Annotated in this window: 16 protein-coding genes; 7 read left to right on the forward strand and 9 right to left on the reverse strand. The window is 68.4% G+C overall.

Annotated elements, in window-relative coordinates:
- Positions 1 to 491 precede the first annotated feature (491 nt).
- From B1L11_RS35725 to B1L11_RS35735, 3 genes are all read left to right on the forward strand, one after another.
- Positions 492 to 1,496: a LacI family DNA-binding transcriptional regulator gene (locus B1L11_RS35725; RefSeq protein ID WP_030510556.1), complete on the forward strand. Its 1,005-nt coding sequence runs from the start codon at positions 492 to 494 to the stop codon at positions 1,494 to 1,496.
- A complete protein-coding gene (locus B1L11_RS35730) occupies positions 1,483 to 2,301 on the forward strand; it encodes a serine/threonine-protein kinase (RefSeq protein WP_179155476.1) in 819 nt (272 codons plus the stop codon). Before B1L11_RS35725 ends, B1L11_RS35730 begins: the two co-directional genes overlap by 14 nt.
- 355 nt (positions 2,302 to 2,656) lie before the next feature.
- Entirely contained in the window at positions 2,657 to 2,953 is a 297-nt protein-coding gene (locus B1L11_RS35735; RefSeq protein WP_079319724.1) for a hypothetical protein, read from the forward strand.
- Between the two features lie 144 nt (positions 2,954 to 3,097).
- Here the strand turns inward: B1L11_RS35735 and B1L11_RS35740 are convergent, their stop codons facing one another.
- Positions 3,098 to 3,757, reverse strand: coding sequence for a class I SAM-dependent methyltransferase (locus B1L11_RS35740; RefSeq protein WP_218671520.1), 660 nt, complete (start codon positions 3,755 to 3,757; stop codon positions 3,098 to 3,100).
- Positions 3,758 to 3,849: 92 nt separating this feature from the next.
- On the opposite strand from B1L11_RS35740, the gene mscL reads away from it, so the two are divergent.
- Complete coding sequence (gene mscL / locus B1L11_RS35745) at positions 3,850 to 4,278, forward strand: large conductance mechanosensitive channel protein MscL (RefSeq protein WP_079319726.1); 429 nt, start codon at positions 3,850 to 3,852, stop codon at positions 4,276 to 4,278.
- Positions 4,279 to 4,306: 28 nt separating this feature from the next.
- Here the strand turns inward: mscL and B1L11_RS35750 are convergent, their stop codons facing one another.
- Both B1L11_RS35750 and B1L11_RS35755 read right to left on the reverse strand, forming a co-directional pair.
- Entirely contained in the window at positions 4,307 to 4,900 is a 594-nt protein-coding gene (locus B1L11_RS35750) for a hypothetical protein (RefSeq protein ID WP_079319727.1), read from the reverse strand.
- Positions 4,897 to 5,175, reverse strand: a complete 279-nt coding sequence (locus B1L11_RS35755; RefSeq protein ID WP_079319728.1) for a hypothetical protein — start codon at positions 5,173 to 5,175, stop codon at positions 4,897 to 4,899. Before B1L11_RS35755 ends, B1L11_RS35750 begins: the two co-directional genes overlap by 4 nt.
- A 507-nt stretch (positions 5,176 to 5,682) precedes the next feature.
- Between B1L11_RS35755 and B1L11_RS35760 the strand changes: the two genes are divergently transcribed.
- From B1L11_RS35760 to B1L11_RS35770, 3 genes are all read left to right on the forward strand, one after another.
- Positions 5,683 to 6,546: a helix-turn-helix transcriptional regulator gene (locus tag B1L11_RS35760; protein WP_079319729.1), complete on the forward strand. Its 864-nt coding sequence runs from the start codon at positions 5,683 to 5,685 to the stop codon at positions 6,544 to 6,546.
- Positions 6,547 to 6,572: 26 nt separating this feature from the next.
- Complete coding sequence (locus tag B1L11_RS35765; RefSeq protein WP_079319730.1) at positions 6,573 to 6,830, forward strand: DUF397 domain-containing protein; 258 nt, start codon at positions 6,573 to 6,575, stop codon at positions 6,828 to 6,830.
- A 79-nt stretch (positions 6,831 to 6,909) separates the two neighbouring features.
- Entirely contained in the window at positions 6,910 to 7,107 is a 198-nt protein-coding gene (locus B1L11_RS35770; RefSeq protein WP_306291751.1) for a DUF397 domain-containing protein, read from the forward strand.
- 94 nt (positions 7,108 to 7,201) lie between these two features.
- Here the strand turns inward: B1L11_RS35770 and B1L11_RS35775 are convergent, their stop codons facing one another.
- The 6 genes from B1L11_RS35775 to B1L11_RS35800 all read right to left on the reverse strand — a co-directional run bounded on the left by B1L11_RS35775 (position 7,202) and on the right by B1L11_RS35800 (position 15,911).
- The gene (locus tag B1L11_RS35775; RefSeq protein WP_079319732.1) at positions 7,202 to 9,190 is read right to left on the reverse strand and encodes a glycosyl hydrolase family 28-related protein; all 1,989 of its coding nucleotides are present in this window, start codon (positions 9,188 to 9,190) and stop codon (positions 7,202 to 7,204) included.
- A complete protein-coding gene (locus B1L11_RS35780) occupies positions 9,187 to 10,755 on the reverse strand; it encodes a glycoside hydrolase family 13 protein (RefSeq protein ID WP_079319733.1) in 1,569 nt (522 codons plus the stop codon). The genes B1L11_RS35775 and B1L11_RS35780 overlap by 4 nt, the downstream gene beginning before the upstream one ends.
- 43 nt (positions 10,756 to 10,798) lie before the next feature.
- On the reverse strand, positions 10,799 to 11,776 hold the full coding sequence (locus tag B1L11_RS35785; RefSeq protein WP_079319734.1) for a carbohydrate ABC transporter permease: 978 nt from the start codon (positions 11,774 to 11,776) through the stop codon (positions 10,799 to 10,801).
- 11 nt (positions 11,777 to 11,787) lie between these two features.
- A complete protein-coding gene (locus B1L11_RS35790) occupies positions 11,788 to 12,711 on the reverse strand; it encodes a carbohydrate ABC transporter permease (RefSeq protein WP_079319735.1) in 924 nt (307 codons plus the stop codon).
- Positions 12,712 to 12,810: 99 nt separating this feature from the next.
- A complete protein-coding gene (locus B1L11_RS35795) occupies positions 12,811 to 14,190 on the reverse strand; it encodes an extracellular solute-binding protein (RefSeq protein ID WP_079319736.1) in 1,380 nt (459 codons plus the stop codon).
- A 710-nt stretch (positions 14,191 to 14,900) separates the two neighbouring features.
- Positions 14,901 to 15,911, reverse strand: a complete 1,011-nt coding sequence (locus B1L11_RS35800; protein WP_079319737.1) for a LacI family DNA-binding transcriptional regulator — start codon at positions 15,909 to 15,911, stop codon at positions 14,901 to 14,903.
- Positions 15,912 to 15,940 lie beyond the last annotated feature (29 nt).

Raw genomic sequence — 15,940 nt, forward strand, 5'->3', positions numbered from 1 at the left:
CCTCGCCCGCCAGGTCCGGCGCGCCGCATCCGGCGAGCAGGGCCGTCGCGAGCACTCCCGTTAACGCGCTCGGTAACGCGGCCGTCACACGAGCCGTCACAGCGGGGAGCCGGCGGATAGTGGTCGTCACTGGAGGGCCTTTCCGGTTCTGGCTCGGGGACGGACGCGACGGCCGCCGGGGCCGGGTGCGATCGGGTCCGTCCGTGATCCCTTGCCGCAGGACCCTACCGCCGGTCGGCGGCTCCGGCCGCCCTCGTACGGCGTTTCGGCATATTTACGGTGATTAACGGACAAGCTGGGCATTGCGTGTCAAAATTCCCATTCGCTTCCCTGGATCACCCCTGTGCTCTAGCCTCCAACTGTGCCAAAGGGCAGCGAAACTCTACGAAAGGTTTCACACCGAGGAAACCTCTGTTGACACGAGCGAAACAGTGATACTTTCGCTTGGGAGCGCTCCCAAGCCGTGTGAACCTTCGGGCCGAGGAGACCGGATGGCCGATCTTCCCACCCTCGCAGAGGTAGCCGCCGCAGCCGGCGTCTCCCCGGCAACAGCTTCCCGGGTCCTGACCGGCTCGGTACGCGTGACCACGTCGACCCGCCGACAAGTCCATGACGCGATGTCGCGTCTGGGCTACGTACGGCGCCGCGCCCCCAGGGGATCCGCGGGCCGGCGGGCCGAGCAGATCATCGCCGCGGTCGTCTGCGAGCACAGTCCACGCCTTTTCACCGAGCCGTTCTACGCCAGGCTCCTGTCCGCCTGCGAGGAGGTGCTGACGACGCACGGGGTCCCGATGGTCGTGATGACCGCGACCCCTGCGACCGCCTCCATCGCCGCACCGCCGCTGGTCGCGGGCGCCGTCGACGGCGTCCTTCTGATCGGGGCACGCGCGCGGCACCCCCTCGCGGTCACGCTGGCGGCCTCGGGCGTCCCGGTGCGCTGTGCCGGGCGGCCGCCAGACGGCATCGATCTCCCGTTCGTCGACATGGACAACCGTGACGGCGGACGGCAGGCGGCCGAGCACCTGCTGCTCAACAACCGCAAGCACATCGCCACCATCGCCGGGCCGCCGACCCTGCCGGCCGCCCGCGACCGGCTGGAGGGCTTCCGGCAGACGCTCCGCGACGCCGGTGTGCTCGACATGCCCGTGGCGTACGGCGACTTCACCCACGCGTCGGGCGCGCACGCCATGCAGTGGCTGCTGCAACGGGCGCCGCACCTCGACGCAGTGTTCGCGGCGTCGGACGTGATGGCGGCCGGGGCGATGCAGACGCTACGCCGCGCCGGGCGGAAGGTGCCGGACGACGTGGCCGTCATCGGATACGACGACGCGCCCGTGGCCAGGCACACCTCGCCGACGCTGACCACGGTCAGGCAGCCCGTCGAGGAAATGGCCACGCTCGCCGCACGACTGCTTCTCATGACACTCGGGGACGGGGACAATCCCAAGGGCAATCCGGTGCTGCCCACGGAACTGGTGGTTCGTGAATCGGCCTGAGCTTCGAGAAGGCGACGTCCTGACCCGTCGTTATCTGCTCCAGGAGCGGATAGCGACGGGCGGGATGTCGGTCATTTGGCGTGCCTTCGACCAGTCACTCCAGCGCATGGTCGCGATCAAGGTGCTGGACGGCTCGCTCGACGACGACAATCCCGGGCGGGAACTCATGCGCCGGGAGGCCAGGGCCACCGCCCGGCTGATCCACCCGGACGCGATCGAGGTCTACGACTACGGCGAGACGGTCACGAACGGCGGCAGGCTGGCGTCCTTCGTGGTCATGCGCCTGCTGGAGGGCCGGTCGCTGGCCGACCGGGTCGTCGAGGGCCCGCTGCCCTGGGCCGAGGCGGTGGAGATCGCCGCCGGGCTGGCGAAGGTGCTGGCGGCGGCCCACGACCGGGGCATCGTCCACCGGGACGTCACCCCGGAGAACGTGCTGCTCGCCGAAGACGGGCCCAAGCTGCTCGACTTCGGCATCGCCGCGTTCATCGGCGAGGCCGACGACCAGCTCGTCGCCGACTTCGGCACACCGCCGTACGTCGCGCCGGAGCGGCTGAAGGGGACGACGGCCGACCCGGCCGTGGACGTCTACGCGCTCGGCGTGCTGCTGTTCGAGATGCTCACGGGCGCCCTGCCCTACCCGGAGAAGACCTGGGAGGCGATCGAGGCAGCACGGCGGGAGGGACCCCCGCCGGCGCCCGAAGGGGTGCCGGGCCTGCCGCAGGAGGTCGCCGACCTGTCGCCGGCGCTGCCTGTCGCCCCGACCCCGTGGACCGGCCGAGCGCACGCGCGGTCGCCGCCGCGCTGACCGCCGTGAAGAAGCCGCCAGGGCCACGCGGGGCCGGCTGGGGCGCCGCCGCCGTCGGGGCCGCGGCCCTGGGCGGCATCCTCTGGTTCACCCAGACCCACGGCCCGGAGGTCGGCGCCATCACCGTCCTGCCCAGCCCGTCGCCCGCGTACGCGCAGGCCACCGCCTCGCCGCCGCCGCAGGTCGAGCCGCCGCCGAACCCCGGCACACGGTCGCGCCCGTCGCGGATCCCGTACGCACCGCCGCGCCGGCCCGGCACCCCTCCCCCTCGGTCAGCGTCAAGGTCGTCAAGAAGGACCGGCACGCCGGGGACACCGTCAGGCGGCCGAAGACCTCGGCCACCCGCAAGTCCGACGTGGCGCCGCTGCCCCTGGCCACCACGGCCGCGCCGCTGCGGGTCGACACCGCGATCAGGCAGTTCAACCTGCTCGTGGACGGCGCGGAGGCCACCCACGACATCGACGACGACGTCGCGCTCGACCTCAAGCAGGTGCTGCGCAACGCCGTCGGCAACGGTCAGGGGCTGTCCACAGTACGTACCAAGATCGAGGTCAGGTATCAGGAGGGACGGCTGCCGCTCACGCTGAAGGGGGAACTGCTGGCCGCGCTCGACCGGGTCGAAGCCGCGCTGACCGAGGCCAGCGACACCTGAAGTGGGAGCGCTCCCAGAACAACCCTCTGTTGAGTTCGGTCAGGACCGAAAGTCCGAACGCGTCCGTTAAGCGTTCAGCTCGCGACCGAAATTATCTTCTACTGCCGTGGGGCCGGCCGACGACGCCCAGCCCCCGGCCGGCGTTCAGATCCGCCTGATCGTCGCGAGCCACGCCGGTGCGCCGTCATCGTGAAATCTCGTCTGGATCCGGTCCGGCTCGATGGCCATGACACTCCATTCGTCGCCGGGAGCGAACGCCGCTCTGAGCTCTTCCCGGCTGACGGGGTGCGGGCCGGTATCGGGACCGTCGTCGCTGAAGCACAGCACGTACAGGGTGCCACCGTGTTCGGTCACCGACGCCAGACTCCTCACGTATCCGGAGCGCTCGTCGCCGTCGAAGGTGTGGAACAGCCCGCAGTCCAGCACGGTCTCGAACCTGCGCCCCAGACGCTCCAAACGGAGGGCGTCGGCCGCGGCGAACTCGGCCTCGATCCCACGGTGGCCGGCCTTCGCCCGGGCGATCGCCAGTGCCGTCTCGGCCACGTCGACGCCCAGAACCGGCAATCCCAGCGAGGCGACGTGAAGAGCGTTCTCCCCGGTCCCGCAGCCCGCGTCGAGAACCGCGCCGGCGAATCCGCCTTCCGATGCCAGACGCACTATCGCCGGCTGCGGCCGTCCGATGTCCCAAGGCGCGGGACCGTCGTGGTACGACGCGTCCCACGGCAGCCCTGTCATCCGTTCATGGCTGGTCGGATAACGGCCACCGAAAGGCTCGTCGGCGAGGCTTTCCGATCGCTCCGGCAACTTCCTCTCCTTCCCCGTATTGATCTTTTCGGGTATCCCGTCCGGGTCACGCCCTTGCATAGAGAAGGCAAAACCGGATAGGTCGTTGCCCCATGAGCGGATTCAAGAAGTTCCTCATGCGGGGCAACCTGGTGGAGCTCGCCGTCGCCGTGGTCGTGGGCGCGACGTTCAGCGGGCTCATCCAGGCTCTCGTACAGGACCTGATCACCCCCCTGATCGCGGCCGTCACCGGCGGGAAACAGCCCGACTTCTCCAGCTACAAGTTCACCGTCAACGGCGTGGTGTTCAAGTACGGCGACTTCATCAATCATCTGCTGACGTTCCTGATCGTCGCCGCCGTGGTCTACTGGCTGGTCGTCCTGCCGATGACCCGCTTCCTGAGCCTCTTCGACACCAAGAAGGAGGCCACCGAGAAGAAGTGCCCCGAGTGCCTGTCGGACATCCCCGTCGACGCCCGGCGCTGCGCGTTCTGCACGGTCGAACTGTCTGCCGTCCCCGCCGCCGAGAAGCCCCCTGCCTGACCTCTCCGCGGGCCCGTCCTTCTCCTCGTCAGGGCCGGAACCGGGTCAGCGTCCGCTCCCCCGTTTCCGCCGGCTCCTGGGGAACCGGGCGGCCGGCGCGCCGCAGCACGTCCACGATGACGAGCGACGTCCGGTGCGGGTCCCTGGTGATCCGCACCCCGTGGGCCAGCCAGCACGCGGCGGCGATCATGTCCCGGGCCCGTTCGAGGTCGCCCGGGCTGGTCCCCGCCCTGCACCACACCCACAGGCGCTCGCCGAACGGCTCCGGCCTCGTACGGAGGATCACGGGCAGCTTGCCCCGCCGGTTGACGATCAACGCCTCGGCGCAGGCCTTCCGTACGCGGTGGGGCGTCACCACGCACCAGAAGCGGCCCGCCACCTCCCGGCGGGCCTGCGGCCACAGCAGGACGAGCAGGCAGACCAGAGAGCCGGTGACGATCGTGACGGCCGGGCCCGCCGTCCGCACGGCGACGACCACGACCACCGGCCCTCCCACCAGCAGCGTCGCCTCGTAACGCCATCTCCACAGCACCACCAGCGGTCCCGGCCGCGCGACGGGAGAGGTCTCCCGCTCGATGAAACGCAGGACCAGGTGCGGGTTCCGCCTGACGGGGTGCCTCATGCCCGGCCGCCCGAGGGCCGCTCGGGCCTGCGGGAGGCGGGCGGTTCGAGCAGGTTGACCCGCCCGGTCCCCCGGCATCGCCGGCACGGCAGCCCCGTAGGGCACCGCCCCTTCGCCGAGCAGACCTTGCAGGCGGTGAGAGCGTCGAACCGCGTGTCGCGGTAGGTGTGGGTGTGCCAGGTGCGCCGGATCTCCCAGCGCTGCACCCACGCGAACGCATCGATCTCCGCGAACGCCTCGCCGCTGAGCTTCCACACGAGACCGACGATGCGCATCCGTAATCCGATTGGTGGACGATTACGGGTGTTCTGATGGTTGTATCCCATGGGATCATTCCTTCGCCGAGCAGCGGGTCGGATGGTCTCTCCGCTGGGTCGATGTGCCACCATCGGCCCAGCAGCGCGTCTAGACGAAAAGGGGCCGGAAGACGAGGCCCCCGGTTCGCATCGCCTCCCTCCGGAACTGGCTGTCCAGCCGCCACGTTGAGGCTTATGCGTACTATTCCCGCTTCTTGACTTTGGCAACCCTCCTTTGGCAATTGCCAGTGGCACTGGCCTTCCGTCTTCTGTCGATCGGGTGCGCCGCTCCGGTGGCGCCGGGCGACACGTTGAGACCGTGCGCGCTGCTCCCGCCCTTGACCTCGACCCTCTTTGGCAAGAGCTATCGGATATTGCCAAAGGGAGTTGCCGTCAGACTCCGTTGCGGGGGTATATGATCAGTGCCCTCTCTACAGGGACTACGCCACGTGACGTGGAGCCGAGGCCAGGAAGAGGTGAACGTCAGTGGTCAGTTCCAACCCGACCCTGCGACGTCGCCGGCTCGCCGGCACACTGAGAGAACTTCGTCTCGCCCGTGGCATGACCATCGAAGAGGTCGCCAACGAACTCATGGTGTCGATCGCGAAGATATCGCGGCTCGAGACCGGGCAGCGCGGCGCGAGTCTCAGAGACGTGCGCGATCTGTGCCGTATCTACCAGGTCACGGACGAGGCGCAGATCGAGGCCCTCATGACGTTGGCTCGCGAGGCGAAAGAGCCCGGCCTGCGTCAGGAACTGGGCAACCTGGGGGACGAGGCGGCGTATCCGTACGTCGAACTGGAGTCCGGGGCATCCCGCATCACCGAGTTCCAGTGCTGCTTCCTCCCGGGCCTGCTGCAGACGGAGGACTACGCCCGGGCCTTGATCAGAGGCATGCTTCCGCGCATCGAGGACAACATCCTCAACAGCCGGGTGCTCGCTCGTATGAAGCGCAAGGAGCTGTTACGCAGGCAGGATGCGCCGCATTACTGGACACTCATCGACGAAGCGGCGCTGCACCGGAACGTCGGCGGCGTGCAGGTGATGCGCCAGCAACTTCTCGACATCATCGAGGTCGCCCGGCGGCCCAATGTCGTGGTGCAGGTGATCCCGTTCTCGGTGGGCGCGTACATGGGGCTGGACAACTCCTTCGCGTTCCTGGAGATACCCGATCCCAGCACGCCGGCCGTGGTTTTCATCGAAGGCCTGACGACCATGGAGTACCTGGAGAAACCCTCCCAGCTCGTGCCCTACAAGGAAACGATTGATTACCTGCGAGCGGCGGCGCTGCACCCACAAGAATCCGTGGCACGCATCGCTCGGATCTGTGAAGAGCAATTCCCCTCGTAGACACGAAACAGAAGGCATGGGAGACGATGAAGTCTCAGGGACGGGGCTCTGACGAGCCCCTATGGCGTACGGCCAGTCGCTGCAACAACGGCAACTGCGTCGCCGTAGCCACGCTCTCCGCCGACGTGATCGGAATGCGCGACACCAAGGACGCCGAGGGCCGCATTCTGGAGATACGGCGAGAGCAGTGGGAGCAATTCCTCCAGGAGGTGAAGGCGGGTCTGTTCGACACACACCTCCTGCCACATAACTCACAAAAGCACCATCCCGACCAGATGGATTGACTCTACGTAAAAAGCTACAATCATCATGGCGCGAGATCTTGTGTGAGATCGGCGATCGCCCCGGGAGGCAGCGCGCATGATGCAACCGACGTCGGAAGGCTCCGGCTGGATCACTCCCTGTAACGGAGGCAACTGCGTGGAAGTGGCCTTTCGGGACGGTCGGGTCGACGTTCGCGATGGAAAACGCGGAGAGGACGGTCCCATCCTTTCCTTCACCGCGGAGGAATGGCAGGCATTCGTCCAGGAAGTGAAAGCGGGCCGCTTCGACGCCCCCTGACGTGCGTATGGAATCACATAAGGGCTTCCCCGGCCGGGGCCGGGGAAGCCCTTCTTATGTCGTTCACGCCCGCACGGACCGCGGGTCAGGCGACCTACGGCAGGGTCACCAGGGAGACGGGGCGGGGTGGGGGGACGACCGGGGGGCGGTCGTCGCAGGTGATGGTGTTGGGCAGCATCCAGGGAGCGAGCCAGCCGCCGTCGTTGCCGCCGAGGTCGGTCAGGGAGAACTCCGACCCGGTGGGCGGGAAGTTGAAGGACCCGCAGTTGTTGACGCCCACCGCGCCGACGTTGCGGGCGTCCACGTTCTCGAAGGACGCCGTGCCCTTCACGCGGGCGCTGAGCACGGAGGTGCCAGTGCCGTCGACCCGGATGTCCTTGAAGCGGACCTTCGGGATCGCGTACAGGTCCTTCACCGACCACTCGCTGACCAGCATGATCGCGTTGTACGTGCTGTCCAGGTAGTGGTCGCCGCTGACCTCGATGTCAGCGTCGATGTCCTTTTCCAGGGCGTAGAACCAGATGGCCCCCAGGCCGATCTTCCAGTTCAGCTCGAACGTGCCGGCCCGTACGGTCGTGTTGCCGGTGATGCGGAGCTTGCCGGCGAACGGCTCGGCGCCGAACCGGGAGCCGACCTGGATGGCGCTGCCCTCCCTGATCGGGTCGGCGATCAGGTTGTTCGCGACCGTGTTGTCCGTGCCACCGTAGATCGCGATGCCGTTGGCCAGCACGGGCGTCTGGATCGTGTTGTGGTCGAACGTGTTGCCCGCGTCGGCGGTCTTGTCGGACCACATCGCGAGCGCGTCGTCCCCGGTGTTGCGGAAGAAGTTGTTCGACACGACGGAGCCCGTCACGCCGGTGTGGAAGTTGAGCCCGTCCGCGATCTGGTCGACGATCACATTGTTAGTGATCTTGATGTTGCGCATCGGGCCGTCGAACCACATGCCGACCTTGGTGTGGCGGATGTAGAGCCCGTCGATGGTCGAGTCGCTCATCGCGCCGCCGACGCCGTTGACCTGGTCGGTGTCGATCCGCTCGCGAACGTCGCCCTCGATGGCGAAGCCGGACAGGTGGACGTTGCGGCTGCCCCCCGCCGAGGCGTCCTTGCCGTAGAAGCCGACACCGGTGTGCACCGAGCCGTCGGGGGCCGGGGTGTCCAGGTCGACCTGACGGCCCTTGATGATCGTGTACCAGCTTCCGGCGCCCGTGATCGTCACGTCGTCCACCACGATGTGGCGGTTCACCTGGTAGGTGCCCGGCGGGATGTAGACCTTCAGGTGCGCCCGCTTGGCGAAGGCGACGGCCTTGTCGATCGCCCCGGCCGAGTCGCGCCTGCCGGTGGGGTCGGCGCCGAAGGCCAGCACGTTCGCCGCGACGACCTCGACGCGCGGCGGGCCGACGAGGTGCGAGTCGAGCAGGTCGACGACCGTCCACGCCGCGTTGCTTCCGGCCGGGACCGTCAGCCGTACGGTGTCGCCCGCCCGGTACGTACGGCCGAGCAGGAGGCGCTGCTCGTCGTAGAAGTGGTTCGGGCGGAACGGCTTGGTGATCTCCGGAGCCGGCGTGGTGGCGTTCGGCACACAGGAGCACTCGGTGATCCACCAGTCGGGGTGCAGCAGCCCGGCGTTCGGATCGTTCGAGAACGGATACTGGTTGTAGAGCCAGGCGTACTGCGACGTGAGGGTCATGGTGGCGCGTTTGTGGCCGTTGACCGCGACGTCGAGCGGCGCGGTGATGCCGCCGCCCCCGGGAGCGTCCGGGACGCTGTACCGCACGGTGATCGCGTTCGCCGCCTTGGGCAGCGTGAACTCGACGTACTGCCCGGGGGTCAGCTTGACCGCCTTGCGGCCGGATGCCTCCGCGGGCAGCGTGTACGCGTCGCGGCCGGGGCCGATGACCGTGCCGTTCGTGGCGGCGTTCTCCGCCTCCTGCTCGGCGAAGTCGACATCGGCGCCGCGCCCGGACACGAGTGCCGGGTCGAGGGCGGCCCGCGTCACGACGGGGGCCTTCACCGAGGCGGACGCGGGCGTCTGTAAGACCGCGAGCCCGGTGGCGGCCAGGGCCGCCGCCAGCAGAATCCTCATCGGTCCTCCCTGACCCAGACCGCGGTGTCGGACGGGAGCAGGCCGCCGTCGAGAGGGCCGCTGGCCAGCAGCACCGAACCCGTCTCCGGGAGCGCGACCGGCTCGGCGCCGAGGTTGACCAGGCAGACCAGGCCGGAATCGCGGCGGAACGCGATCACCTCGTCCCCGTACGGCAGCCAGGTCAGCGTGCCGTCACCGAGCAGTTCCCGGCGCAGGCGCAGGGCCGAGCGGTAGAGACAGAGCATCGAGCCGGGGTCGGCCTCCTGAGCCTCCACGGTGAGGTCGCGCCAGCCGGCCGGCTGCGGCAGCCAGGGCTCGCCCGTGCTGTAGCCGAAGGGCGGCTCGGTGCCCGACCACGGCAGCGGCACCCGGCAGCCGTCGCGACCGCGGACCGTGTGGCCGGAGCGTTCCCACATCGGATCGTCGATGAGCTCCTCGGGGATGTCCTCGACCTCGTTCAGGCCGAGCTCCTCCCCCTGGTAGACGTAGACGCTCCCGGGCAGCGCCATCGCGAGCAGCGCGGCCGCCCGCGCCCGGCGGCGGCCGAGCTCCAGGTCGGACGGCATGCCGTCCCGGCGTTCCGCGTTGTCCCAGGACGTGACGGCCCGGCCATAGCGGGTGACCGGACGGGCGACGTCGTGGTTGGACAGCACCCAGGTCGCGGGCGCGCCGATCGGCACGTGGGTGGCGAGGGTCAGGTCGATGCTGGCGCGCAGGGCGGCCGGCTCCCACGCACTCGACAGGAAGTCGAAGTTGAACGCGGTGTGGAGCTCGTCGGGGCGCAGGTAGTTGGCGAACCGCTCCTGGTCGGGCAGCCACACCTCGCCGATGAGGATCCGCCCGCCGTAGGAGTCGGACACCCGCCGCCACTCGCGGTAGATCTCGTGGACCCCGTCGTGGTCGGTGTAGGACTCCTCCACGCTGTCGAGGTCCTTGACGAGGACGGCCGCGGAGTCGATGCGTACGCCGTCCACGCCCCGGTCGAACCAGAACCGCAGCACGTCGAGGAACTCCTCGCGTACGGCCGGGTTGTTCCAGTTGAAGTCGGGCTGCTCGGGGGCGAACAGGTGGAGGTACCACTCGCCGTCCGGCACCTGCGTCCACGCCGGGCCGCCGAAGATCGACTGCCAGCCGTTGGGCGGGCCGTCGCCGACGCCGGGGCGGAACCAGAACCGCTCCCGGGCCTCCGAACCGGGACCGGCCGCCAGCGCCTCCTGGAACCATGCGTGCTGGTCGGACGCGTGGTTGGGGACGACGTCGACGATCGTACGGATGCCCAGGCCGTGGGCTTCCTCGATCAGCTTCTCCGCCTCGGCCAGGGTGCCGAAGACCGGCTCGATGCTGCGGTAGTCGGCGACGTCGTAGCCGCCGTCGGCCATGGGAGAGGGATACCACGGGTTCAGCCAGATGGCGTCGACGCCGAGATCCGCCAGGTACGGCAGGCGTGACCGCAGCCCCGCCAGGTCACCCGTCCCGTCGCCGTTCCCGTCGGCGAAGCTGCGCAGGTAGACCTGGTAGATCGCGGCCCCGCGCCACCAATCGGGGGTCGAGGTGTTGCCGGGCATGCTGAATACAACTCCTTACGGGTGAAGGCGACAGATCGGGGCGTCAGCCCTTGAGGCTGCCGGCGGTGAGACCGGCCATGATGTGCCGCTGGAACAGGAAGAACACGACGATGGTCGGGATGCTCGCGATCACCAGGGAGGCGACCAGCACGTTCTGCGGCATCTGCGAGGAGAGCGAGGCGATGCCGATGCTCACCGACATCTTGTCGCTGTCCGGCAGGACCAGCAGCGGCCAGACGAAGTCGCGCCAGACGTTGACGACGGTGAGGATGGAGACGACGCCGAGGATGGGCCGGGAGATCGGGATCACCACCGACCACAGGATGCGGCCCGGCGACGCGCCGTCGATCTCGGCGGCTTCGAGCAGTTCCCTCGGGATCGAGTCGAAGAACCGCTTGAGCAGGAAGACGTTGAAGCCGTTGGCCGCGGCCGGCAGCCAGATCGCCCACGGCGTGTTCAGCAGGTTCCAGTGGAAGAACGGCACGTCCTTCACCGTGAGGTACGCCGGGAGCATGATGACCATGGGCGGGATCATCAGCGTCGACAGCATCAGGGCCAGGACGACCTTGCCGAGCGCCGGGCGGAGCTTCGACAGGGCGTACGCCGCCGAGACGTCCACCGCGAGCGTCAGCAGCCAGGCGCCCCCGGCGTACAGGGCCGTGTTGCCGAGCAGCGTGCCGAGGCCGAGCAGATCCCACGCCTGCAGGTAGCCGTCCAGGGAGAAGTGCGACGGCAGGAAGGTCGGCGGGATCGCGTTGAGTTCCTCGGTGGACTTCATCGCACCGGTGATCATCCAGTAGAGCGGGAAGACGAACGCGGCGGTGAAGCTCACCACCACGATCACCAGCACGATCCAGTAGATGATCCGGCCACGGGTCGTGTTGAGCTGGTGCGGCGAGACGGCGGTGCGGAACTGCGTGTTGATCGGCTTGCGGGGCCGCCGCTGCCCGCGGCGCTCGTGCCGGGCGGAGGTGGCCGGCGTCCCGGCCGAGCGGTCGGGCATGACGGTGATGTTGGACATGGTCGCTCCCCTCACACCGTGTTGTCGCGCGAGACGCGCAGGTAGATCGCGGAGAACACCATGAGCACGATCATGAGCATCAGGCCGAGCGCGTTGCCCGCGTTGAGATTGCCGAAGTTGAAGGCGTACTGGTACATGAGGTAGACGACGCTGACCGTGGCGTTCTCGGGGCCGCCGCCGGTGAGCAGATAGGGCTCGATGAAGACCTGCATGGTCGCCACGATCTGCAGCAGCAGCATCACCAGCAGGATCAGCTTGGTCTGCGGGATCGTGACGTGCCAGATCCGCTTGAACAGGCCGGCGCCGTCGAGTTCCGCGGCCTCGTACAGCTCGCTCGGGATCGTCTGCAGGGCGGCGAGGTAGATCAGCGTGCCGCTGCCCATGTTCATCCAGGTGGAGACGATGACCAGCGAGATCAGCGCGGTGCTCGTCGAGTTGAGCCACTGCAGGCCGGGCAGGTGGAACAGGTCCAGGACCTGGTTGAACAGCCCGTAGTCGGGGTTGTAGAACCACTGGAACAGCAGGACGCTCACCGCGGGCGGCAGCATGACCGGCAGGTAGACCACGAAGCGCAGGTAGGCGCGGGCGTGCCGCAGCTCGTTCAGGACGATCGCGGTGACGAAGGGGATCCCGTAGCCGCACAGCAGGGCGAGCAGGGTGAACACCGCGGTGTTGACCCAGGCCGGCCCGAACGCGGGATCGTTGACGACGGTGCGGAAGTTCTCCAGCCCCACCCATTTGGGTGGATCCACGAAGTTGGTCTTCTGGAAGCTGAGGATGACCTCCCGGACCATCGGATACCAGGAGAAGAACGCGAAACAGATCAGAGCGCCGCACAGGAAGCCGTAGGCGGTGACGTTGCGCCGCACGGCGCGCCGCAGTTTCGTCGGCTGCCGCCGCCTGCCGCCCGCTGCCGGGATGCTCGCTGTGGTCATCGTTGTGAATCCGATCTCGACGTGTTTGCCGGGGCGCCGGCCGCGCGAGGGTCACGGCCGCGGGCGGCGCCCCGGGTTAGGCCCGGATTATCAGGGCGGTCAGCCCTTCGAGGCCAGCAGGGAGTTGACCTTCGACTCGGCGTCGGACAGAAGCTGGTCGATGTTCGCGTCCTTGCGGGTCAGCACGGCCGACATCGGAGTGTCGAGGATCTTGTAGATCTCCTGGGCGTACGGGCCGGGCTCGGCCTTGGGCGGGATGCCCTTGGAGCCCTCCACCCATCCGGCGAACTGCGAGGCGTCGATGTTGGCGTTCGCCTTGCGCAGCTCATTCACGGCCTGGCCGGACGGCGTGTCCGCGCCGTACAGGTCGGGGTACGGCTGGCCGACGGTCAGGTTCGCGCCCTTGGCCCGCACGTAGTCGAACTGGCCCTTGCCGGGGGTGAGGAACTTGTACTCGATCCACTTGAGGCCGGCCTTGATCTGCTCCGGCGTGGCCTTCGGGTTGATCATGTAGCCGGCGCCGCCGTTGAACAGGGCCTTCGCCTCGGGCTGGGCGGTGATGGCGTAGTTCTCGAACTTGCCGCCGAAGTCGTTGCGGAGCGAGATGAGCACGTCGGGCGCGCCCAGCATCATGCCCATCTTGCCGCCGGCCATGGCCTTCATCAGGGCCGGCCAGTCGATGTAGAGCTGGGAGCCCATGCTGTTGTCGACCCACCGCATCTGGTGGAGGTTCTCCAGCACGGCCTTGCCCTCGGGGGTGTTGAACGCGGCCTTCTTGCCGTCGTCGGTGATGACCGATCCACCGCGACCGTAGATGGAGGCGGTGAAGTGCCAGCCGCCGACGTTGTTGCCGCTGTACTCGCCGTACCCGACGTAGCCGGGGCCGAGCCCGGCGATCTTCTTGGCGGCGGCCTGGACGTCGGCCCACGTCTTGGGCGGGTTGTTCGGGTCGAGCCCGGCCTTGGTGAAGACCTCCTTGTTGTAGACGAGGCCCATGCCGTAGCCGTCGGTCGGCAGGCCGTAGACCTTGCCGTCCTTCTTGAACAGGTCGATCGAGCTGTTGTAGTCCTTAAACGTCTTGATCTCGTTGACGTACGGCGTGATGTCGGCGGCCTGCCCGCTCTCGATCAGCCGACCGACGTTGGGGAAGTTGACGTAGAAGACCGTCTCCAGCTCGCCGCTGGCCAGCTTGGGCTCGAAGGTACGCGGGTCGTAGCAGGGGAAGGCGTCGGTGACCTTCGAGATCTTGATGTTGGGGTTCAGCTTCTGGAAGGCCGCCAGGTCTTCCTCGAAGGTCGCGCGCTCCGCCTTGTTCGTCTTCGGCGGCTCGCAGTTGACCGAGATCGACACCGGCCCGGCGCTGCCGGGTGCCGCGCCGGCCTTGTCGCCGCTGTTACCGCTGTCGTCCGTGCCGCACGCCGCGGCCGCTGCAATGGCAAGTCCCGAGACCAGCAGTATCGAGAGCTTGTGGGATTTCATCCTCGTTCCCTTCTGGAACCGCGCACCACGACCCGTCGAAGCACGCGGCTCGGGGCCGACTGGAGCGCCCCGATCCGCTCGGTTGCGAGAAACATACAGAGGCATGCAGGACTGAGCAATAGTTCGTCATTAACTCTGCAAAAAAGTGACAGTGATCAGTCTGTGACTGGCATGCCATCGCTGTGCACAGGACTCGAACGGCCCGAAGCGCACGCAGGACCGCACGACGGCCTGGGGAGCAGGGACGCGCTCAAGAGCGGGTCTTTGGGGCTGGACCTGCTCAGAGCTGCTTGGCTTGGTGACGCTGCATTGCGCGTTGGCTTGGTAGGAGTGGACGCGCTCAAGAGCGGGCGGGTGCTCCGGCCGGCCGTGATAGTTGCGGCCCGGTGAGCCGCGGGAGCGGCCCTCGCGGGCGCGGTGGTACAGGGCACGGTCTTACGCCGGCCTCCGCACCCGCCCGCCCCCGGCGCTCCGCGCCACACACGTTCACCGGGGTGGAGGGAGCGGAGCGGAAGGGAGCGAGGACCGCAGCGAAGGCCCAGCGGAGCGGGCTTCGCGAGGACCGGAGTTTCCTTCCGGCGCAGTGACCGACTTGCCCATGGTCCATGACGCGGCCCAACCCGCCCCAGGTTCGTGAGGTGACCATCGCGCCCCAGGTTCGTGACGGTGACCAGCACGGCCAAGGTTGGTGACGGTGACCAGCCAGCCCACTAGGAGCGGGGGGCGGGGGCGGTCGAGGCGCGGACGACCAGTTCGGGCTCGAACAGCAGCTCGTCCCCGGGCACCACGGCGGCGTCGATCTGGGCCACCAGGAGCTCGACGGCCGCCCTGCCCATCGCGTCGATGGGCTGGCGGACCGTGGTCAGCGGCGGGTCCACGCAGTTCATCAGCGCCGAGTCGTCATAGCCGATGACGGAGACGTCCTCGGGCACCGACAGCCCCGCCCGGCGGGCGGCCCTGATCGCGCCGAGAGCGAGCACGTCGCTGGCGCAGATGATGCCGGTCACGCCCCTGGCGACCATGCGCGTGGCGGCGGCGTGCCCGCCTTCCAGCGAGAACATCGTGTGCTCGACGTGGTCGGGGTCGAGTTCCAGGCCGTTGGCGGCCGCGTACGCCCGGAACGCGGCGAGCTTGCGCTGGGACGGCACGTGGTCGGGCGGGCCGAGCAGCATCGCGACCTGGCGGTGCCCGAGCGCCATGAGATGGGCGAGCGCGATCTCGGCCGCGGCGACGTCGTCGCACGACACCTGCGGAAATCCGAGGTGCTCGACCGCGGCGTTGACGAGCACGGTCGGCAGCTTGCGTTCGAGGACCCTGCGGTAGTGGCTGTGGGAGGCGTCCCCCTGGGCGTACAGGCCGCCCGCGAAGACCATGCCGGACACGTGCTGCTGGAGAAGCAGGTCCACGTAGTCGGACTCGGAGACGCCGCCCACGGTCCGGGTGCACAGCACGGACGTGAACCCCTGCTGGGCCAGCGCGCCCCCCACGACCTCGGCGAACGCCGGGAAGATCGGATTCTGCAGCTCGGGGAGGACCAGGCCGACGAGCCGGCCGCGGTCGCCGCGCAACTGGGTGGGCCGCTCGTATCCCAGCACGTCGAGCGCGGTGAGCACCGCCTCTCTGGTGGCGTCGGAGACCCCCGGCTTGCCGTTGAGCACGCGGCTCACCGTCGCCTCGCTCACGCCCACCTTCTTGGCCACTTCCGCAAGCCGTCGTGTCATGGACGCAACTATACGACAGTGAGCGCAAA

Source organism: Microbispora sp. GKU 823 (assembly GCF_002027145.1).
In the GTDB taxonomy this organism is placed as follows: Bacteria; Actinomycetota; Actinomycetes; order Streptosporangiales; family Streptosporangiaceae; genus Microbispora; species Microbispora siamensis.